The organism is Myxococcus llanfairpwllgwyngyllgogerychwyrndrobwllllantysiliogogogochensis, assembly GCF_006636215.1.
Taxonomy (GTDB): domain Bacteria; phylum Myxococcota; class Myxococcia; order Myxococcales; family Myxococcaceae; genus Myxococcus; species Myxococcus llanfairpwllgwyngyllgogerychwyrndrobwllllantysiliogogogochensis.
Window position 1 is genome coordinate 1 of the sequence record NZ_VIFM01000019.1, and the last position, 18,292, is coordinate 18,292.

Consider the following 18,292-nt stretch of genomic DNA (forward strand, 5'->3'; position numbering starts at 1 on the left):
GTGTATAAGAGACAGCGGCGGGTGGCGCTCGCGTCGGCGCTGGTGGCGCGGGCCCGGGACGTGGGCGTGGAGCTGCGCGAGCGCACGCAGGTGCTGTCGCATCGGCGCGTCGCGGACGGGGTGACGCTGGAGACGGCGGACGGACCCGTGGAGGCGCGGATGCTGGTGGCGGCGGACGGGCTGGGCTCGCCGCTGCGGCGCGCGGAGGGGCTGGAGGTGGCCACGGAGGGGCCTCGGCGCTTCGGGTTGCGCAGGCACTTCCAACTGGCGCCGTGGACACCCTACGTGGAGGTTCACTTCGCGGACGGCGTGGAGGCGTATGTGACGCCCGCCGGAGCGCGACGCGTGGGGCTGGCCTTCCTATGGGAAGACGGTGGCGTGGAGGGGCGCGTGGGCTTCGACACGCTGCTCGCGCGCTTCCCTCGACTCCAGGAGCGACTGCTCGTCGCGGCGCCTGACTCGCAGGTGCGCGGCGCGGGGCCGCTGGCGAGGGTGGCGCGGGTGCGCGTGGCGGACCGCTTCGCGCTGGTGGGCGACGCGGCGGGCTACGTGGACGCGCTGACGGGCGAGGGCCTGTCCCTGGCCTTCGCGTGCGCGGAGTCGCTGGGGACGCTGCTGCCGGACGCGCTGACGAAGGGGGCGACGCGCCAGGTGCTGCGCCCCTACGAGCAGCGCTTCCAGCAGGTGTTTCGCAAGTACGCCTGGGCCACGCGCGCGCTGCTCATGCTGGCGCGAAGGCCCGGGTTGCGACGCCCCATCGTCCGGCTGCTGGGGCGAAGCCCATGGATGTTCGAGAGAATCCTCCACGCCGTCGTGGCGTGACGGGCCCTACTTCGGCATCACCCACCCGACGAACAGCTCCACGGAGCGCTCCAGCAGGGGTTCAATGGAGTCGCTCCGGGTCTTCTTGCGCAGGGGCCCCTCGTTCCACAGCGAGGCGAGGCCGTGCACCCAGGCCCAGACGGTGAACGCGAGTGTGTCCATGTCCACCTTGCCGCCCGTGGTCTCCTTCGCCAGCTCCTGGAGCCGCCCGTAGGCGCGCATGCCCTCCGCGTGGAGGCTCGCGTACTTCTCCTCGTCCCCCCACTCCTGCCGGAACATGACGCGGTAGTGCGCGGGATGCTCCACGGCGAAGCGCACGTAGCACCGGGCGAGCGCCCGCAGCTGGTTGTCCGTCCGGGGGGCTCGGATGCTGGACAGCGACTCGTCCATCCGCTGGTTGAGCGCCCGGTAGCCCTCTTCCGCCACCGCCGCCAGGAGCGCATCCTTGTCCCGGAAGTGGTGGTAGGGCGCCGCCGCCGTCACACCGGCCCGCCGGGCGACCTCGCGCAGGGACACCGCGCCCACGTCCTCCGTCGCGATGAGCTTCAGCGTCGCGTCCACCAGGGCCTGGCGCAAATCTCCGTGGTGGTAGGCGCGCTTTCGCGGCGCCGCCGGTTTCTTCCCGACCCGAGTCGTCATCGCCCCTGCCCTCTTCCTGGGATGTCGTTCATCTTGACACTGCTGAGATTGCCTCTTATCTGAACAGTGCTCATATAGACTGGGAGACGCGGGATGCGCGCATTCGTGACGGGTAGCACGGGCCTGTTGGGTAACAACGTGGTGCGGGCGTTGGTGGCGGGAGGACACACGGTGCGGGCGCTGGCCCGCTCGCCGTCGAAGGCGCGCAAGGTGCTGGGGGGCCTTGCGGGCGTGGAGGTGGTGGAAGGGGACATGCTGGACGTGAAGGGCTTCGCGGCCGCGTTGGAGGGCTGTGACGTGGTCATCCACACGGCGGCCTACTTCCGTGAATACTACGCGCCCGGCGACCACTGGCCGAAGCTGTATGCCATCAACGTGAAGGCCACGGTGGAGCTGGCCGAGGAGGCCCACCGGCGCGGGGTGAAGCGCTTCCTGGACATCAGCTCCTCGGGGACGGTGGGGACGAAGCCGGACGGCTCGGCCGGAGACGAGCAGACGCCGCCCGCACCCGTCGCCTCCTCGAACCTGTACTTCAAGAGCAAGGTGGAGTCGGAGCGGGAGCTGAATGCCTTCAGCGCGCGCTCGGGTCTGGAAGTGGTCTACATCCTGCCGGGGTGGATGTTCGGGCCGTGGGACGCGGGCCCCACGGGCGCGGGCCAGTTCGTGCTGGATTTCCTCGCGGGGAAGATGCCGGCGCTGCTCGACGGCGGCTCGTCGCTGGTGGACGCGCGCGACGTGGCCGAGGCCACGGTGGTGGCGGCACAGAAGGGCCGTGCGGGCGAGCGGTATCTGGTGGGCGGTGAGTTCGTGGACCTCGTGACGCTCTCCCAGGCGCTCGAGCGGGTGACGGGGGTGAAGGGGCCGCGCCGGACGCTGCCGCATGGACTGGCGGTGGCCTTGGGCGCGTTGGGGCAGACGTGGGCCCGCCTGACGGGGGGACAGACGTCGCTGACGGTGGAGGGTGTGCGCGTCATGCACGCGAAGCTGAGCGTGGATTCGACGAAGGCGCGGCGGGAGCTGGGCGCGTCGTTCCGTCCCCTGGACGAGACGCTGCGCGACACGGTGACGTGGCTGCGCGAGCACACGCTCAAGGCCGCGCCCGTGCTGGAGAAGCCCCAGGTCGCCACTTCCCCTTGAAGAGGCCTGCGCGTCGTCACGCCGGCCGTTACGATGGGTCCCCAGCGCGCCCTGGCCGGAGGGCTCGGTCGCTTCGATGGAGTGTCGTGCCCATGCCCCTGGACCGCCAGTCCCCCACCTCGACGGTTCTGTTCCTGTTGCTGTGCGCGCCGCTGCTCGGTGGCTGTCTCTTCGCGGGCCCGAGTCACCAGGGGCCGCCGCTCGCGCACTTCGATGGCGAGAAGTTCCACAACCTCGGGGACGCGCCGGAGCTGAAGACGACGGAGCTGGTGGAGGCGGCGCTGAAGGAGCCTCGCGGAGAGTGGCGGGAGTACGAGGAGCTGACGCCGGGCAGGCCTCCTCCGACGCGGGTGGGGCCGGGCCGGCTGCGGGTGACGCTCATCAACCACGCCACCGTGCTCCTCCAGGCGGACGGGGTGAATGTGCTGACGGACCCCATCTACTCGGACCGGCCCAGCCCGGTGCCCTGGGTGGGGCCCAAGCGCGTGCATCCGCCGGGCATCCGCTTCGAGGACCTGCCGCCCATCCACGTGGTGGTGGTGAGTCACAACCACTATGACCACATGGATTTGCCCACGCTGCGCCGGCTGGAGGAGGCGCACCATCCGCGCTTCATCGTCGGCCTGGGCAACAAGGCGCTGCTGAAGGGCGAGGGCTTCCGGAACGTGGAGGAGCTGGACTGGTGGCAGTCCACGGACGTGACGCCGGAGGTGAAGGTGACGGCGGTGCCCGCGCAGCACCGCTCCAACCGGGGCCTCACGGACCTGTCCGAGACGCTGTGGGCGGGCTACGTCGTCTCCACCACGGGAGGGCCGGTGCTCTTCGCAGGGGACACGGGCTTCGGTCCGCACTTCTCGATGATGGCCGCGCGCTTCGGGCCCATGCGGCTGTCGGTGCTGCCGATTGGCGCGTTCCGTCCGCGCATCATCCACAAGGTGCACATGGGGCCGCGCGAGGCCCTCGATGCGCACAAGGTGCTGAACTCCTCCACGTCCGTGGCCATGCACCACAACACCTTCCCGATGGCCTTCGACGGGCAGGACGAGGCGAAGTTCCTGCTGCTGCGGTTGCTGGCGCGCGAAGAGGTGCGACCGCGCTTCTGGGCGCTGGGGTTCGGCGAGGGGCGCTACGTGGAGCCGCTGCCGACGACCGCCGCGGCCCTCGCGGGCATCTGCCACCCGGATACGGTGGTTTCCGAGTAGCCGCTTCAGCGATTGAACGGAACTTCCTGGACCCAGTTGAAGCCTCGGTTGAGGAGCTGGAGCTGGGAGGTGTCCACCTTGCGCACGCGGACGTGGAGGGCGGCGCCCTCGAAGGTGCCCTGGATGACCAGGTGCTCCGGGTCTGGCTGCTCCAGGGTGAAGGTCGTCTTCTTCGCGTCCTCGCCCCGGCCTTCGGCGAGGACGAGCGTCCGGGTCTCCGGGCTGCCCGACACGTGGTAGCGCTGCGTGGAGTCGTCCATCTTCCGGAGGGTCATCCGGAAGCGGCCGATGGCGAGGCTGCGCCAGCGCGAGGTGTCGCCCAGGAGCGGGGGCAGCACCTGTCCATCCCTCGTGAAGGATTCGACCTCATAGAGGCCGTAGAGCGGCGGCAGCGGCGCGCCATCTCCCCACTTCGCGTGGCCCTCCAGGTTCCGGCTGGCGTTGGAGTAGAGCAGCCAGCCGATGAAGAGGAGCTTCACGCCTCGCAGCGCCCAGGTGACGCGGGAGGAGAAGGCGAAGGGCGTGTCGAGCACGGCGGGCTGGGTGGCGCGGTTGAAGACGAAGACGTCGGCCAGGCGTCGGAGGTCGGGCAGCAGCAGGAAGACGGCGTACAGCAGGAGCAGCGTGGAGTAGAGCTTGACGGGGACGTCGTAGAAGAAGTTCAGCGCCACCACGTTGGACATGACGCCGACGACCACCAGTGAGCCGAGCGTGGTGGTGCGTCGGAAGAGGAGCAGCAGGCCTCCCAGCACCTCCGCTCCCCCGGTGAAGAGGTTGTAGCCCGGGGAGAAGCCCATGAAGGTCCACAGCAGCCCCATGGGAGAGAACTCGCCCAGGGGCTGCGTGAGTCGGTCCACGGTGGGGAAGGGGAACTGGGACTTGAAGACCTTGGCGAAGCCATAGGACAGCATGGCGAGGGCTAGCATGTAGCGGACGTAGACGCGCAGGAAGTCGTGGGCCTTCACGTACAGGGTGCGACGCCGGTCGATGACGGACCACACGCTCGCCGCGATGAAGGCGAGCACCAGGCAGAGAGCCGTCTGCGCGTAGTCGATGGCCTTGTCTCCGCTGCCGGACGTGGCGATGGAGAGCTCTTGCTCGTAGCCGACCACATGCCGGGCGACCCAGGGCACGACGACCTGCCAGAAGCCCGAGATGGCCGTGGACAGGGGCCTGTCGATGAAGGGGAGCGCGTCCAGCGGGAAGGCGAAGCAGTAGATGAGGACGAAGGCGCAGACGAAGCGGAATGCGATGCGCTTCGCGGGGCTCCACGACTCGGGCGCCGGAGGGGCGGGGACGGGCGCCGCTGGCACTGGAGCGACGGACCCTGGCTCGGAGTGAAGAGGGGTGGCGGTGGTCATGAAGGGCTCCTGCGCCCAATCGTAGCCAGGGAGCACGGGGTGCCCAAAAGGATGATTGCCCTGTGGCGCGCTCGCGGGAGCCCGCTCCGTTCCTCCGAGGCGCCTACCGCGCCTTGCGCCGGGCCTTTGTCCGGCGTGTCTTGGGCGCGGTGAGTCCACGCTGCTCGCTGGCGGTGCGCAGGGACTCGATGAGGCGGAGCGCCGCGGGGTTCTCCGGGGCGCTCGCCCGCTGCACGGAGTAGATGAGGTTGACGACCTGCTGGCGGCTCGGGGCCTGGGGCACGACGACGGTGCCCTGACGGGCGGCCTGGGCGACGCAGTGGTCGGGGAGGATGGACCAGCCGTGGCCGGCGGCCACCGTGCCCAGCACCTCTTCCAGCTCCTCGAAGTGGTACGTGCCCCGCACGGAGCGGGGCTGTCGCCCGTAGTGGCCCTCGAACCACTTGCCGAAGACATACTCACACTCGTCATACGTGATGAAGGCCAGGTCCTCGAAGGCCGCGAGCGACGGGAACGCGCGTCCCCGTGCCTGGGGCGGACCGACGAGCACCAGCTCCTCGCGCCACACGGGCGCGGTCAGCAGGCGGCTCGATACGTGGGGCAGGTAGACGAAGCCCACGTCACAGACACCGTCCTCCAGGGATGAGAAGACCTGGTCCGCCGTGGGGAAGCGCAGGGAGTACGGCGCGGAGGCCCGCTCACGGGAGAGGAGGGGATAGAGCACATAGCGGCCGAAGCCGCTCACCGAGGCGATGCGCAGCGGTGCTGGCTGGGTGTCGCCCTCCTTGAAGGTGCGCGCGAGTCGTCCGAACTCGTCGAAGAAGCGTTCACAGAGCGCATGCAGCTTCGTGCCCGCGTCGGTCAGCGTGAGTCGCCGCGTCGTGCGGTCGAAGAGCACGGTGCCCAGCTGCTGCTCCAGTTGATGAATCTGGTAGCTCACCGCCGGCTGCGTCCGGTGCAGCACCGTCGCCGCGCGACTGAAGCCCCGCTCGCGGCTCACCGTCAGGAAGGTCTCGAGATAGCGAGGGTCCAGGTCCATCGAACCATTCTATCGGCTCCATCCAGTCTATCCATTGGATTGATGGCGCGGAGCGCTCGCAGGATGCCCTCCACATCGCGAGGTGCGCGGTGTCGGAGGTGGAGTCATGACGGGTTCATGGAGTCGGACGCTCGTGTCGCTGGGCTGTCTATGGGTGGTGCTGGGTTCGAGTCCGAGCGAGGCACGTGAGCCGGAGGTGTCCTCGGGCAAGGTGGGGTCGCGCACGGTGGCTCCAGCCCGAGGCTCCTCGCGGGCACAGGTATCCGCCGCGGAAGAGGCGCGCCCGTCGTTGGTGGTGTTCCTGGTGTTCGACGGGCTGCGCTACGACGACCTGGAGCGGTGGCGCCATCGGATGGGGCCGGGAGGTTTCCGCAGGCTGCTGGAGGGCGGCACCGTCTTCGACTCCGCGCGCTATCCCTATGCGACGACGAAGACGTGTCCGGGCCACGCCACGCTCGCGACGGGGGCCTTGCCCGGCGCGCACGGAATCATCTCCAACGAGTGGTACGAGCGGGAGTCCGGCGCGGAGGTGAGCTGTGTAAAGGACACCGCGAGCCCACCGCTGGATGACCCGAAGGGAAAGGGCGTGTCACCCCGGCGACTGCTGGTGCCGACGTTGGGAGACCGGTTGCTCGCGACGCATGGGGCATCGTCGCGCGTGCTGTCCGTTTCCTTGAAGGACCGCGCCGCCATCATGCTCGGAGGCCACCGGGGACAGGCGTACTGGTGGGGCGCGAAGGGCTTCACGACGAGCCGTCACCACGCGGAGCAGCTGCCGTCCTGGGTCTCCACCTGGAACCAGGCGCAGGTCTCCCAGAAGGGTGGAGTCTGGGCACGAGGCGCGGAGCCCGGGGCGTACGGCGCGCTGGGGCCCGATGACGATGCGCGCGAGCGTCCACCCGAGGGCCTGGGGCGGACGTTTCCGCATCCCCTCACCACGGAAGACGCCTTCCTCTACACACCGCTGGGCGCGGAGAAGCTGTTCGAGTTCGCCCTGGCGGGCCTGCGTGCCGAAGCGCTGGGGAAGCGTCCTGGTGCGAGGGACCTGCTGGCCATCGGCATGTCGAGTGTGGATGTGGTGAGCCACGCCTTCGGTCCGGAGAGTCACGAGACGGCGGACATGATTCTCCGAATGGACAGGGCGCTGGCCGCGTTCCTGGCGACGCTGGAGCGGGAGCTCGGATTGTCGCGGGTACTGGTGGCCATGAGCGCGGACCACGGGATGGCGCCCGCGCCCGCGCGAGCCGAGCAGCGGATGCCAGGTGCGCTCGTGACGCACGCGGTGGACGCGGCGCTGGACCGCGCGTTCGGACCCGAGGATTGGGTGGAGGCCTTCAGCACGCCGCACCTGTATCTGCGTCAGTCGCGGCTGAAGGCGCGCAAGGTGAGGTTGGAAGATGCCGTCGAGGTGAGCCGCGAGGCGGTCCAGGCGCTGCCTGGCATCTCCGATGTCGTCTCCGCCTCGGACGTGAGCGCGGGCCGTGAGCGGGGCTTCGCTCGAAGGGTGCGCGGGGAGTACGTGCCGGCGCGGTCCGGGGAACTCGTCATCATCGCGGACCCGCATGTGCTGCTGGACCCAGGGGAAGACCATGCGAGCACGCACGGCACGCCGTACGAGTACGACATCCACGTGCCGCTCATCCTCTTCGGCCAGGGCCTCCCCGCCGCGCGGCATGGGCGGCCCGTCACTCCGCTCGACCTGGCGCCCACGCTGGCGACGTGGCTGGGCGTGACGCTGCCGGAGGCCTCGGGAAGTCCGCTTTGCGAGGCCCTGGCGCCTGGGACGTCCGTGCCCGCGAGCTGCGCCGCGAATGCCGCCGCCGCTCGATGAGGGCGAGTGAGGAGGCGGTGGCGCCGCTTGACTGCCCGCTTGGGTGTTCCTGGACCTGACACCTCTTGTTTCGCGTCCGGGTCAGACGCCCCTGGTAGATAGGGGGCCACGTGGACGACGACCGGACCGGACAGGACAGCAGGCCCCCCAGGAAACAGAAGCGACCCCGGAAGGTGTCCGCCCGCTATCTGGAGAACGTGGCGCTGCACTACCTCAAGCGCTACGCCTCCACGGTGAGCCAGTTGAAGCGCGTGCTGGTGCGCCGGGTGGACCGCTCGGTGAAGGAGCACGGCGGAGACCGCGCCGAGGCGCTCGGGTGGATTGACGCGCTCACGCAGAAGCTCGTCCGCAACAACCTCGTCAACGACGACGCCTATGCGGGGATGAAGGCGCAGTCACTGCGCGCCTCGGGGCGCAGCACGCGGATGATTGCCCAGAAGCTGCGGATGAAGGGCGTGGCCTCGGACCTGGTGCAGCGCAAGCTGGCGCTGGCCACCGCGGAGGTCTCCGACGAGGACGCCGCGCGCATCTGGGCTCGGAAGAAGCGACTGGGGCCCTTTCGCAAGGACCTGGCCACGCGTGAGGAGAATCGCAAACGCGACCTTGCGTCGCTGGCTCGCGCGGGCTTCTCGTTCGGCGTGGCGAAGAAGATCATCGACGGAGCACTCGACTAGCGCTGCGACGTCCGGCCCGGCGTGAACTCCCATGCCGTGATGCCGCGAAGCAGTTTTGCGGAAAAGAACGCAGCTATCAAGTTGCAAAAGTCTCCCGTACTTCCCCGCGTGACTGGAACACCTCCAGTCCCTCACGGGAGTCACGGGATGAACGCGACGAAAGACCTGCGGACAGTCACGCTCGATGGCCTGCGAATGCACTGCACGCTGATGGGCGAGGGCCCTCCCCTTGTCCTGCTCCACGGCTTCACGGGGACGGGCGCGGACTGGGTCCATGTGTTCGACCTGGAAGTGCTCGCCCGCAGGTACCGGCTCATCATTCCGGACCTGCGGGGCCACGGCCGGACCGACAACCCGTCAGAGGACTTCACCACGCGCCAGTGCGGGGTGGACGTGCTCGCGCTGCTGGACTCGCTGGGCATCGAGCGGTTTCGCGCCATCGGCATGAGCCTGGGCGGCAACACGCTGCTGCACCTCGCGACGCGTGCACCGGGCCGCCTGGAGCGGATGGTGCTCGTCTCCAGCACGCCGTACTACCCCGCGCAGGCGCGCCGCATCATGGCCACCTTCACGGAGGAATCGCGCACCGAGGCCGAGTGGGCGGACATGCGCTCCAAACACGTCCACGGAGACGCGCAGATTCGCGCGCTCTGGCGACACGGCCGAGGCTTCGCGGACAGCTTCGACGACATGAACTTCACGCCGCCGCTGCTCGGCACGGTGCGCGCGCGGACGCTGCTCGTCCAGGGGGACCAGGACCCGCTCTATCCGCTGGAGCTGTCGGTGGAGCTGTATCGCGCCATTCCCGCGTCCCGGCTGTGGGTCGTCCCGGGCGGGGGACATGGCCCCATCTTCGGGGAGCAGCATGAGGACTTCGCGCGAACGGCGCTGGCGTTCCTGGAGGAGCCCGCGCCGGCGTCGTGAGGTGGCGATGCCCCCGTGTCAATTCGTGGGGAGCAGCTTGCGCGCCAGGGCGATGAAGGCGCGCAGCGGCGCCGACGCGCGGGCCCGGTGGGGGTAGTACAGGAAGATGCCCGGGACGGAAGGCGCCCAGTCCTCCAGTACGGGCACGAGGGTGCCCGCGCGCAGGGCGGGGGCGACCTGCAGCTCCGCCAGATAGGTGAGCCCCACGCCCGCCACCGCCATGCGGTACATGACCTCGGAATGGTCCGTGGCCAGCCGGCCCTTCACCTGGATGCGCAGCTCCTTGCGACCCCGCTCCAGCTCCCAGTGATAGGGCAGGCTCGTCGTGGGCGCGCGGTAGGCGATGCAGTCATGTTTCGCCAGGTCCTCGGGGTGCATCGGGGTGCCGTGGCGCTTCAGGTAGGAGGGGGAGGCGAGGACCATGAAGCGGAAGGCGGGCGTGAGACGCACCTGCACCATGTCCTTCTCCACGGCTTCAATCAGCCGCAGTCCCGCGTCGAGCCCCTCCTCGACGATGTCCACGAACCTGTCGGACAAGCGCACCTCCGCGTGGACATGCGGATTGTCCCGGAGGAAGCGGGGCAGCACCGGCTCGATGATGCTGGCGAGGGCGATGCTGGGCACCGTGAGTCGCAGGGTGCCGGTGAGCTGCGTGGTGTCGGCGGACAGGTGCTCGAGCGCGTTGAGGGCGGACTCCAGTCCCGGGGCGGCGCGCTCCAGCAGTCGCTGGCCGGCGTCGGTGAGCGACACGTTGCGCGTGGTGCGAAAGAACAACGCCTGTTGGACCCGCTCCTCCAGCAGCCGCACGGACTGACTCACCGCGGAGGTGGAGACGCCCAGCTCCTTCGCGGCCCGGGTGAAGCTCTTGTGCCGTGCGACGGAGACGAACACGGCCAGCTCGTTCAGTGGGGTCAGTGCCATTGTGAAGCCATTCTAAACAGTGCTTTCGCGCCGTGCCTCTTCTCCGAAAGGCCCTCGGGCGGCAGTTTGAGGTCATTCACGGAGGCACACATGACGACGACGAACCGCATCGACTCGCTTTCTCGCTACCACCTGTTGGGGCGCTCGGGGCTGCGGGTGAGCCCGCTGGCCCTGGGGACCATGACGTTCGGCACGGAGTGGGGCTGGGGGAGCCCCAAGGACACGGCGCACCGCCTGCTGGCCCGCTACCTGGAGGCGGGGGGTAACTTCCTCGACACGGCGGACGGCTACACGAACGGGACGAGCGAGGAAATCATCGGGGACTACTTCGCGAAGCAGGGCGGGCGTGACGGCGCCGTCATCGCGACGAAGTTCACGGTGAACACGTCGCCGGGAGACCCGAACGCGGGAGGCAACGGCCGCAAGAACATCCACCGCGCGGTGGAGGGCTCTCTGCGCCGGCTGAAGACGGACTACCTGGACCTGTACTGGATGCACGCGTGGGACGGCATCACTCCGATGGAGGAGGTGATGAGCACGCTGACGGACCTCGTGAGGGTGGGGAAGATTCGCTACATCGGTCTGTCGGACGTGCCGGCCTGGTACTTCGCGCGGGCGCAGACGCTGGCGGAGCGCGAGGGCTGGGAGCGCGTCGTCGCGTTGCAGTTGGAGTACTCGCTGGTGGAGCGCAACATCGAGCGGGAGCACATCCCGGCCGCGCTGGAGCTGGGGGCGAGCATCACCCCGTGGAGCCCGCTGGCGTCGGGGTTGTTGTCGGGCAAGTACACGCGAGAGGGCCTGGTGGCGAAGGGAGAGGGGCGACTGCCGGCCGTGCAGGGCCGAGGCAACCCGGGAATGGAGAAGCTCTTCACGGAGAAGAACTGGCGCATCGTGGACACGCTGATGGAGGTGGCGCGGGAGCTGGACAAGCCGCCCGCGCAGGTGGCGTTGGCGTGGGTGACGCGGCGGCCGGGGGTGGCGTCCACCATCATCGGGGCGACAAAGCTGGAGCAACTCGAGGCGAACCTGCGTGCGCTGGACGTGGAGATTCCGGAGGCGCAGTCAGCGAAGCTGGACGCGGCCGGTCGCCCGGAACTCGTCCACCCGTACATCTTCTTCGAGAACGCCTTCTTCACCAGCGGCATGTTCACCGGTGGCACGTCCGTCCGGGCCGAGCCGACGTGGTTCCGCCCGGCGGTGCGCTGAAGCTCGGGAAAGCTGGAGGCTGGTTTCAGTCGGTGCGCTGAAGGGCGCGCCAGAGCCAGCCCCAGCGCAGCTCCAGGTCCTCGAAGGGTGGGACTCGGATGAGGGCGTCGTGCTCGGTGTAGACGCCCAGCTCTGCCCATTGTCCTTCACGTAGCTCGCTCACGGTGAGCGTGCGTGAGTCCAGGTCGATGAGCCACAGGTGTTTGATGCCGAGGCGCGCGTAGAACGGGCGCTTGATGCGCAGGTCATACGCGCGTGTCGACGGCGACAGGATTTCACAGACCCAATCGGGCTCCGTGGTCCATTGTCGCTCGGGAAGACGGGCGACGCGCTCTCTCCGCCAGCCCGCGAGGTCTGGGATGAACTCCGGGGAGCCTCCGGCCTGCACGCCGGGCTCGACCATGAGCCACCAGCCGCCCGGCCCTGGGTTTCCGAGCTGGAACGGACCATCCAGCTCACCAAAAAGTCTCAGCCCGAAATAGACATGCCCGCCACCAAGGCGGGCATGCGTGTACAGCGCTCCATCGATGATCTCGCCCACGACGCCCTCGGGCAGAGCCTCGATATCGGCGAGGGTCGCGACACCCTCTGTCTCGCGCTTGCCGTAGGCCATGCCCCGAGTGTGGAGATAGCAGCGCTGTCTGACAAGCGGACGCAGGAGGCTATATCCCGGCTGCGGGTTCCACGAACGGCCAGAGTTCGCCGAGCCTCAGCTCGAGGTCTTCGAACGGAGGAAGGCGGACGACGTCCTCATCACTGTAGACCCCCACTTCCATCCAGTGTCCATCGCGCAGCGCGCTCACTGTGAGGGTGCGTGCGTCCAGGTCGATGAACCACAGATGCTGGATGCCAATCCGTGCGTAGAACGGGCGCTTGATGCATGTGTCATACGCGCGTGTCGACGGTGACAGGATTTCACAGGCCCAGTCCGGCGCCACGGGCCACGAACCCGCGGGTAGTCGTGCCACCCGGTCCTTCTTCCAGCCCGCAACGTCTGGAATGAACTCCGGTGAGCCCTCCAGCCGGATGCCGGGCTCCACTTGAATCCACCAACCTCCGGGCCCGCTACGGCCCTTCTGGAAGGGCCCCCAGAGCAGGGCATGCAGACTTCCAAGTGTGTCCATATGCCCAGCACGCGGCTGGGCATGCACATACAATGTTCCTTCGATGACCTCGCCCACGACGCCCTCGGGCAGAGCCTCGATATCGGCGAGGGTCGCGACACCCTCTGTCTCGCGTTTGCCGTAGGCCATGCCCCGAGTGTGGAGATAGCAAAGCCCCCTGACAAGCCGCGCCGCTGACGGCGTCCGTTTACAGCTAGAGCTTCAACTTCTTGAACACGGATTCCGGGATGCTCTTGATGATGAGCATGATGAGCGCCCAGATGCCGGGAACGTAGACCTCGTTCTTGCGTGCATCCGCGGCGCTGAGCAGTCCGCGCGCCACCTTCTCCGGCGAGGCGAACAACTTGTTCTTCGGCAGGTGCGCCGTCATCGGTGTGTCCACGAAACCCGGCTTCACCGTCACCACCGCCACGTTGGACTTCGCCAGGCGGTTGCGCAGGCCCTGCAGGAACACGGTCAGCGCGCCCTTCGACGTGCCGTACACGTAGTTGCTCTGCCGGCCGCGGTCTCCGGCCACCGACGAAATCACCACCAGCGTGCCGGCCTTCTGCGCCTCGAAGCGGTTGGCCAGCACCGTCAGGAGCGACGCCGCGCTCAGGAAGTTGGTGCGCAGCACCGCCTCCGTCGCCGTCCACGAGCGCTGCGCCTCCGCCTGGTCTCCCAGCACGCCGTGCGCCAGCACCACGCCGTCCAGCCCGCCCAGCGCCTGGAACGCCCCGTCCACCAGCGCCTCGTGCACCGCGAAGTCGTTCAGGTCCACCGCCTTCGACTCCACCTTCGCGGCGCCCCGCGTGGCGGCATCCTTCGCCACCGCGTCCAGGTTCTCCGCGTTGCGGCCCACGAGGTACAGCGAGGCACCGCGAGCGGCGAGCAGCCGCACCGTCGCCTGGGCAATGGCGCTGGTGGCGCCGAGGACGAGCACTTTCTTCATGGGGTCGGCAATCTCGGAGAGAGGTCAGCGAAGCGCAAGCAGGGACTTGGGATGCGGCGCTCCGGAAGCGCGCTCCGATTCCAGCGAGAAGGGCATGGCTACCGGATTCATCCGCCGCCAGAACGATGAGGAGAACGCCGGGTCGATGTACCCCGCGAACTCCGCGCGACGCGGGAAGTACTCCGCGAAGCTCTCCGGACTCATCCGCGCGTCCTTCGCCGGATACACCGCGCCGCCCGCCTCGCGCGTCACCCGGTCCAGCTCCTCCACCAGCCGGTACGTCTTCTCCCCCCGGTTGGCGAAGTCCATGGCCAGCGTCACACCCTGGCGCGGAAAGGACATCCACCCCGGCGAAGGGAGGTCACCGAAGGTCTTCAGCACCGACAGGAAGCTGGGCAGTCCGCCGCGCGAGCTTCGCTCCAGGATGTCCTTCAGCGCGTCGCGCGCGGTGGAGTAGGGCACCACGCACTGGAACTGGAGGAAGCCCCGGCTGCCGTAGATGCGGTTCCACGCGTAGATGGCGTCCAGCGGATAGAAGAACGGGTCGTAGTGCGTCAGCCGCTGCTTGGGCTTGCCGTTCTGCCGGTGGAAGTAGAGCCAGTTGAACGCCGACACCGACAGCCGGTTGAGGCAGAAGGCCGGCATGTCCATCGGCACCGCGAGGCCAATGCCATGCGACAGGTGGCTCTTGGCCAGCGGGAGCCCGTCGAACTGCGGTGGCGCGAAGTTGCCCCGGTACAACAGGCCCCGTCCCACCTTCTTGCCGCGCGCCAGGCAGTCCACCCACGCCATGGTGAACTCGTGGTCCGCCTCGGACTCGCGCGCCACGACGAGGAACTCGTCCAGGTTGCCGAAGGGCACCGTCTCCTGGAGCACGTACGGGTTGCTGATGGGCTTGAGCTGCACCTCCGCCCACGTGACGAGCCCCGTGAGGCCCAGGCCGCCAATCGTCGCGCCGTACCAGTCCGGGTTCTCGTCCGGCGCGCACACCCGGCGGCTGCCATCCGAGCGCACCAGCTCGAAGCGGCGCACGTAGCGGCCAAACGTCCCGCCCCGGTGGTGGTTCTTCCCGTGTACGTCGTTGGCGATGGCGCCGCCCACCGTCACGTACTTGGTACCCGGCGTCACCGGCAGGAACCAGCCCCGCGGCGCCGCCAGTCGCAACAGCGTGTCCAGCGTGACGCCCGCCTCGCAGCGCACCACGCCCGTGGCCGCGTCGAAGGCGATGAGCTTGTCCAGGCCCGAGGTGAGCAGCAGCGTCCCGCCCCCGTTGAGGCAGGAGTCGCCATAGCTGCGCCCCAGCCCGTGCGGCAGCACGGAGCCAGAGACTTGCGGCAGCGCGTCCGAGCGCCACGTCAGCGCCTGCGTGCGCTGCTCGACTTGGGGGTAACGCCCCCAGGACTCCAGTGACTTCATCGCGGAAGCCCTCTCACGTGGCCGCCCACAAGACCAGGGCGGAGACGAGCCCCACCGCGTAGCTCACCTTGTCCTTGAGCGCGAAGACGAGCGGGTCCTCGTTCACCTGCCCGCGATGCGCCAGCACCCAGATGCGGCCCACCCAGTAGAGCATCACCGGGCACAACAGCCACAGGCGCTCCGGGTGGTCGTAATAGACAGTCACTTCCTTCGACGTGATGTACAGCGCCAGCACCAGCACGGACACCTGGCCTGCCGCCGCGCCCAGGCTGGCGAGCTGCTCGTAGTCCTGCGCCAGGTACCCGCGCCCGTGCGCGGACGTCTCGTTGGACAGCCGCAGCCGGCGCACCTCGCTCAGCCGCTTCACCAGCGCGAGCGACAGGAACAGGAACATGCTGAACATGAGCAGCCAGCTCGACGTGGGCACGCCCACCGCCAGCGAGCCGCCGAAGATGCGCACCGTGTACAGGCCCGCCAGCACCAGCACGTCCAGCATCACCACCTGCTTGAGCCGCAGCGAGTACGCCAGCGTCAGCGCGTAGTACGTCGCCAGCAGCGCCGCGAAGGCGGGCGGCAAGAGCAGGCACACCGCCGCCCCGGCCAGCAGCAGCACCGGCGCCAGCACCACGCCCACGCTCACCGGCAGCGAGCAGGCCGCGAAGGGGCGCTTCTTCTTCGTCGGGTGCCGCCGGTCCGAGTCCAAATCCAGCAAGTCATTGAGCACGTACACGCTGGACGCGCACAGGCTGAACGCCACGAAGGCCAGCACCGCCTGGGCCAACAGATTCGGCGCCGCGGCCTTGTGCGCCGCGAGCACCGGCACGAAGACGAGCGCGTTCTTCGCCCACTGGTGCACGCGCAGCGCCTTCACCCAGACGCGCGGGCCCACCTTGGGCTTCTCGAAGACGCGGTGGACCTGACGCCCCAGTCCCCGGGCCTTCTCCAGCACGCCCGCCGGCGCGTGGACCACCACGATGTTTCGCGACTCGCGCCACAGCGGCACGTCCACCGCGTCGTTGCCCGCGTAGTCGAACGTGCCCAGCGCGGCCTTCAGCTTCGCCAGCTTGCGCGCGCCGGAGAGGTTCACCGTGCCGTCGCTGGCGTGGACCTCCGCGAAGATTCCCAGGTGCGCGGCGACGGCCTGCGCGATTCGCTGGTCCGCCGCCGTGGCCAACACCAGCCGGCGGCCCCGCGCCTTCTCCTCGTGGAGGAACGCGAGCAGTTCCTCGTTGTACGGCAGCTGCGCGGCGTCCAGGCCCGCCCGCCGGGCGACCTCCGCCTTGAAGTACGCCTTGCCCTTGAGCACCCACAGGGGCAGCAGCAGGAGCAGCCACGGCGCGCGCTTGAAGAGCACGAGCAGGTTCTCGTGCAGCGTGTCGGTGCGCACCAGCGTCCCGTCGAGGTCGACGGCGAGCGCCACGTCGGGCGAGTCAGCGGTGAGGGGTGTCTCGGGAAGCATGGGCAACGGGGGCGAAGGCTACCCTGTCGGACCGCTCCTGGGAGCGGGAAGGGCGCGCGGCCCCCCGCCCGCCAGGGCACCGCTCAGTCGAGTCGGGCGATCAGCAGGGTTTGAAGGGGGAGGTTTCGGATGGGTCGGCTGCTCTCGATGCGGTAGCCCGCGTCGTCGAGGAAGCCCTCCACCTCCGCGGGCGTGTAGGCGTCAGCGCCGGAGGTGACGAAGTAGTGCAGGCCGATGAGGGGCGCGGAGCTGGCGGGGTCCTGGATGTCCTCGCGCAGATACTCCAGCACGGCCAACGTCCCCTTGGGGGCCAGCGAGGAGCGGATGCGGCGCAGGAGCGCCACGTTCTGCGCGGGCGTCAGGTGGTGCATCACCTGGAACAGCAGCACGCCGTCATAGAGGCCACCCAGCTCCGCGGAGAGGATGTCCCCGGCCTGATGGGTGACCAGGTGGCTCAGCCCCGCGGAGGCGATGATGTCCCGGCCCACTCGGACGCTGCCTTCCAAGTCCAGCACCGTGGCCTTGAGGCCCCGGTGGCGCAGGCACAGCTCCGCGGCGAACCAACCGTGCGCACCGCCCAAATCCAACAGGTGTCTGGCACCCCGGGGCAGGGGGATGGCGCCGACGACTTCCGGGGCCGCCAGCCGGGCGAGCTGATGCATGGCGTGGATGTAGTCGCGCCAGCGCGGGTCCTCCGGCGCGAAGTCGTGGATGTCCACCGCCTCGCCCGAGCGCACCACGCCCTCCAGCCCCGTCCACCAGTCCCACTGCGCGTAGTTGAACTCCAGGAAGGCGCCCACGTACTTGGGCGAGCGCGGGTCCAGCCACCGCTTGGAGCGCGAAGCCAGCCGGTAGCGGCCGTCGCGCTGACGCTCCACCGCCTCGCACGCCACCAGCGCCTCCAGCAGGGAGCGGGTGCCTTCCGGGGACAGCTTCAGCCGCGCCGCCAGCGCCTCCGACGTGGCCGCGCCGTCCGCCAGCGCGCCGTAGATGCCCAGCCGCACGCCCGCCATCAGCGTGCGCGACGCCATCATCCCGAAGAAGGCATGGGCCAGGGGTTGGGGGGCCAGGTTGAACCAGTCCGCCACTCGCTCCAGCAGGTTGTCCGCCTTGAGCCCCAGCCGCATTCGTGCGCCCCCTAACGCTTCTTCCGGGGGAGGGCCAGGCCGGCCAGTCCCACCATCACCAGCGCGGCCTCCACGCCCATCAGGCAGCCCACCTGCTCCGCCTTGCGAACCCCTGTGTAGCGGCAGGTGCCGTCCTCGCAGGAGAAGCGCGGCGAACAGTCTCCGCTGCTGCGACAGACGGTGTTCACCCGCCCCGTCCCGTCCTCCCCTTCCGGGTTGTCCCGGTCGGGTCCGCCCTCTCCAGTGGATGCGTCCGGGAGGGGGATGATGATGCCTCCGTCCCCCGATGACTGGGCGAGGGCGACGGCGGGCAGCAAGAGGGGGAGGCAGGCCAGCAGAGACAAGCCCTGGGCGCGGACAAGGTGACGAAGGGACATGACGGGGTCGTCACCCTAACCGCCCCGCCGCACAGATGCATCCACCGTGGAAACCGGAACTCGGGGGTAGATTGTCCCACCCCACCGCCTTCATCTGGTAGC

General features: G+C 69.1%; 18 protein-coding genes. 7 read left to right on the plus strand and 11 right to left on the minus strand.

Features of this window, described 5'->3' with window-relative positions:
* On the plus strand, positions 1-822 hold an 822-nt coding region (locus FJV41_RS07020), incomplete at its 5' end, for an NAD(P)/FAD-dependent oxidoreductase (RefSeq protein ID WP_141641638.1).
* Positions 823-828: 6 nt separating this feature from the next.
* Here FJV41_RS07020 and FJV41_RS07025 read toward each other — a convergent pair.
* On the minus strand, positions 829-1,461 hold the full coding sequence (locus tag FJV41_RS07025; RefSeq protein WP_141641639.1) for a TetR/AcrR family transcriptional regulator: 633 nt from the start codon (positions 1,459-1,461) through the stop codon (positions 829-831).
* A 93-nt stretch (positions 1,462-1,554) separates the two neighbouring features.
* Here FJV41_RS07025 and FJV41_RS07030 point away from each other — a divergent pair, with 93 nt between their 5' ends.
* Positions 1,555-2,598, plus strand: a complete 1,044-nt coding sequence (locus FJV41_RS07030; protein ID WP_141641640.1) for an SDR family oxidoreductase — start codon at positions 1,555-1,557, stop codon at positions 2,596-2,598.
* Positions 2,599-2,690: 92 nt separating this feature from the next.
* Positions 2,691-3,800 (plus strand): MBL fold metallo-hydrolase, encoded by a 1,110-nt coding sequence (locus FJV41_RS07035; protein WP_141641641.1) that lies wholly within the window; start codon positions 2,691-2,693, stop codon positions 3,798-3,800.
* Between the two features lie 5 nt (positions 3,801-3,805).
* Here the strand turns inward: FJV41_RS07035 and FJV41_RS07040 are convergent, their stop codons facing one another.
* Positions 3,806-5,161 carry a hypothetical protein gene (locus FJV41_RS07040; RefSeq protein WP_141641642.1) on the minus strand — a complete coding sequence of 452 codons (1,356 nt, stop codon included), beginning with the start codon at positions 5,159-5,161 and terminating at the stop codon, positions 3,806-3,808.
* Positions 5,162-5,264: 103 nt separating this feature from the next.
* Complete coding sequence (locus FJV41_RS07045; RefSeq protein ID WP_141641643.1) at positions 5,265-6,200, minus strand: LysR family transcriptional regulator; 936 nt, start codon at positions 6,198-6,200, stop codon at positions 5,265-5,267.
* 106 nt (positions 6,201-6,306) lie between these two features.
* Here FJV41_RS07045 and FJV41_RS07050 point away from each other — a divergent pair, with 106 nt between their 5' ends.
* The 3 genes from FJV41_RS07050 (at position 6,307) to FJV41_RS07060 (ending at position 9,629) form a co-directional block, all read left to right on the plus strand.
* Positions 6,307-8,031 carry an alkaline phosphatase family protein gene (locus FJV41_RS07050; protein WP_141641644.1) on the plus strand — a complete coding sequence of 575 codons (1,725 nt, stop codon included), beginning with the start codon at positions 6,307-6,309 and terminating at the stop codon, positions 8,029-8,031.
* A 110-nt stretch (positions 8,032-8,141) separates the two neighbouring features.
* Positions 8,142-8,705: a regulatory protein RecX gene (locus FJV41_RS07055; RefSeq protein ID WP_141641645.1), complete on the plus strand. Its 564-nt coding sequence runs from the start codon at positions 8,142-8,144 to the stop codon at positions 8,703-8,705.
* Positions 8,706-8,852: 147 nt separating this feature from the next.
* Complete coding sequence (locus tag FJV41_RS07060; RefSeq protein ID WP_141641646.1) at positions 8,853-9,629, plus strand: alpha/beta fold hydrolase; 777 nt, start codon at positions 8,853-8,855, stop codon at positions 9,627-9,629.
* An 18-nt stretch (positions 9,630-9,647) separates the two neighbouring features.
* Here FJV41_RS07060 and FJV41_RS07065 read toward each other — a convergent pair whose 3' ends face one another.
* Positions 9,648-10,550 carry a LysR family transcriptional regulator gene (locus tag FJV41_RS07065; RefSeq protein ID WP_141641647.1) on the minus strand — a complete coding sequence of 301 codons (903 nt, stop codon included), beginning with the start codon at positions 10,548-10,550 and terminating at the stop codon, positions 9,648-9,650.
* 90 nt (positions 10,551-10,640) lie between these two features.
* Here FJV41_RS07065 and FJV41_RS07070 point away from each other — a divergent pair, with 90 nt between their 5' ends.
* Positions 10,641-11,756: an aldo/keto reductase gene (locus FJV41_RS07070; RefSeq protein ID WP_141641648.1), complete on the plus strand. Its 1,116-nt coding sequence runs from the start codon at positions 10,641-10,643 to the stop codon at positions 11,754-11,756.
* Between the two features lie 25 nt (positions 11,757-11,781).
* Here FJV41_RS07070 and FJV41_RS07075 read toward each other — a convergent pair whose 3' ends face one another.
* The 7 genes from FJV41_RS07075 to FJV41_RS07105 all read right to left on the minus strand — a co-directional run bounded on the left by FJV41_RS07075 (position 11,782) and on the right by FJV41_RS07105 (position 18,190).
* A complete protein-coding gene (locus FJV41_RS07075) occupies positions 11,782-12,369 on the minus strand; it encodes a Uma2 family endonuclease (RefSeq protein WP_141641649.1) in 588 nt (195 codons plus the stop codon).
* Between the two features lie 49 nt (positions 12,370-12,418).
* Positions 12,419-13,009 carry a Uma2 family endonuclease gene (locus FJV41_RS07080; RefSeq protein ID WP_141641650.1) on the minus strand — a complete coding sequence of 197 codons (591 nt, stop codon included), beginning with the start codon at positions 13,007-13,009 and terminating at the stop codon, positions 12,419-12,421.
* Between the two features lie 64 nt (positions 13,010-13,073).
* On the minus strand, positions 13,074-13,811 hold the full coding sequence (locus FJV41_RS07085; protein ID WP_141641651.1) for an SDR family oxidoreductase: 738 nt from the start codon (positions 13,809-13,811) through the stop codon (positions 13,074-13,076).
* A 24-nt stretch (positions 13,812-13,835) separates the two neighbouring features.
* Entirely contained in the window at positions 13,836-15,227 is a 1,392-nt protein-coding gene (locus FJV41_RS07090) for an FAD-binding oxidoreductase (RefSeq protein WP_141641652.1), read from the minus strand.
* Between the two features lie 13 nt (positions 15,228-15,240).
* Complete coding sequence (locus FJV41_RS07095; protein ID WP_141641653.1) at positions 15,241-16,686, minus strand: UbiA family prenyltransferase; 1,446 nt, start codon at positions 16,684-16,686, stop codon at positions 15,241-15,243.
* Between the two features lie 83 nt (positions 16,687-16,769).
* Positions 16,770-17,813, minus strand: coding sequence for a class I SAM-dependent methyltransferase (locus tag FJV41_RS07100; RefSeq protein ID WP_141641654.1), 1,044 nt, complete (start codon positions 17,811-17,813; stop codon positions 16,770-16,772).
* An 11-nt stretch (positions 17,814-17,824) separates the two neighbouring features.
* A complete protein-coding gene (locus FJV41_RS07105; protein ID WP_141641655.1) occupies positions 17,825-18,190 on the minus strand; it encodes an MXAN_6627.5 family MYXO-CTERM protein in 366 nt (121 codons plus the stop codon).
* Positions 18,191-18,292: the final 102 nt, after the last annotated feature.

Bases quoted from the DNA above. Each gene is read 5' to 3' on its own strand.
- FJV41_RS07070 (WP_141641648.1), top strand. From the start codon at position 10,641: ATGACGACGACGAACCGCATCGACTCGCTTTCTCGCTACCACCTGTTG.
- FJV41_RS07040 (WP_141641642.1), bottom strand. From the start codon at position 5,161: ATGACCACCGCCACCCCTCTTCACTCCGAGCCAGGGTCCGTCGCTCCA.
- FJV41_RS07090 (WP_141641652.1), bottom strand. From the start codon at position 15,227: ATGAAGTCACTGGAGTCCTGGGGGCGTTACCCCCAAGTCGAGCAGCGC.
- FJV41_RS07025 (WP_141641639.1), bottom strand. From the start codon at position 1,461: ATGACGACTCGGGTCGGGAAGAAACCGGCGGCGCCGCGAAAGCGCGCC.
- FJV41_RS07065 (WP_141641647.1), bottom strand. From the start codon at position 10,550: ATGGCACTGACCCCACTGAACGAGCTGGCCGTGTTCGTCTCCGTCGCA.
- FJV41_RS07030 (WP_141641640.1), top strand. From the start codon at position 1,555: ATGCGCGCATTCGTGACGGGTAGCACGGGCCTGTTGGGTAACAACGTG.
- FJV41_RS07035 (WP_141641641.1), top strand. From the start codon at position 2,691: ATGCCCCTGGACCGCCAGTCCCCCACCTCGACGGTTCTGTTCCTGTTG.
- FJV41_RS07095 (WP_141641653.1), bottom strand. From the start codon at position 16,686: ATGCTTCCCGAGACACCCCTCACCGCTGACTCGCCCGACGTGGCGCTC.
- FJV41_RS07050 (WP_141641644.1), top strand. From the start codon at position 6,307: ATGACGGGTTCATGGAGTCGGACGCTCGTGTCGCTGGGCTGTCTATGG.
- FJV41_RS07105 (WP_141641655.1), bottom strand. From the start codon at position 18,190: ATGTCCCTTCGTCACCTTGTCCGCGCCCAGGGCTTGTCTCTGCTGGCC.
- FJV41_RS07085 (WP_141641651.1), bottom strand. From the start codon at position 13,811: ATGAAGAAAGTGCTCGTCCTCGGCGCCACCAGCGCCATTGCCCAGGCG.
- FJV41_RS07060 (WP_141641646.1), top strand. From the start codon at position 8,853: ATGAACGCGACGAAAGACCTGCGGACAGTCACGCTCGATGGCCTGCGA.
- FJV41_RS07045 (WP_141641643.1), bottom strand. From the start codon at position 6,200: ATGGACCTGGACCCTCGCTATCTCGAGACCTTCCTGACGGTGAGCCGC.
- FJV41_RS07100 (WP_141641654.1), bottom strand. From the start codon at position 17,813: ATGCGGCTGGGGCTCAAGGCGGACAACCTGCTGGAGCGAGTGGCGGAC.
- FJV41_RS07075 (WP_141641649.1), bottom strand. From the start codon at position 12,369: ATGGCCTACGGCAAGCGCGAGACAGAGGGTGTCGCGACCCTCGCCGAT.
- FJV41_RS07080 (WP_141641650.1), bottom strand. From the start codon at position 13,009: ATGGCCTACGGCAAACGCGAGACAGAGGGTGTCGCGACCCTCGCCGAT.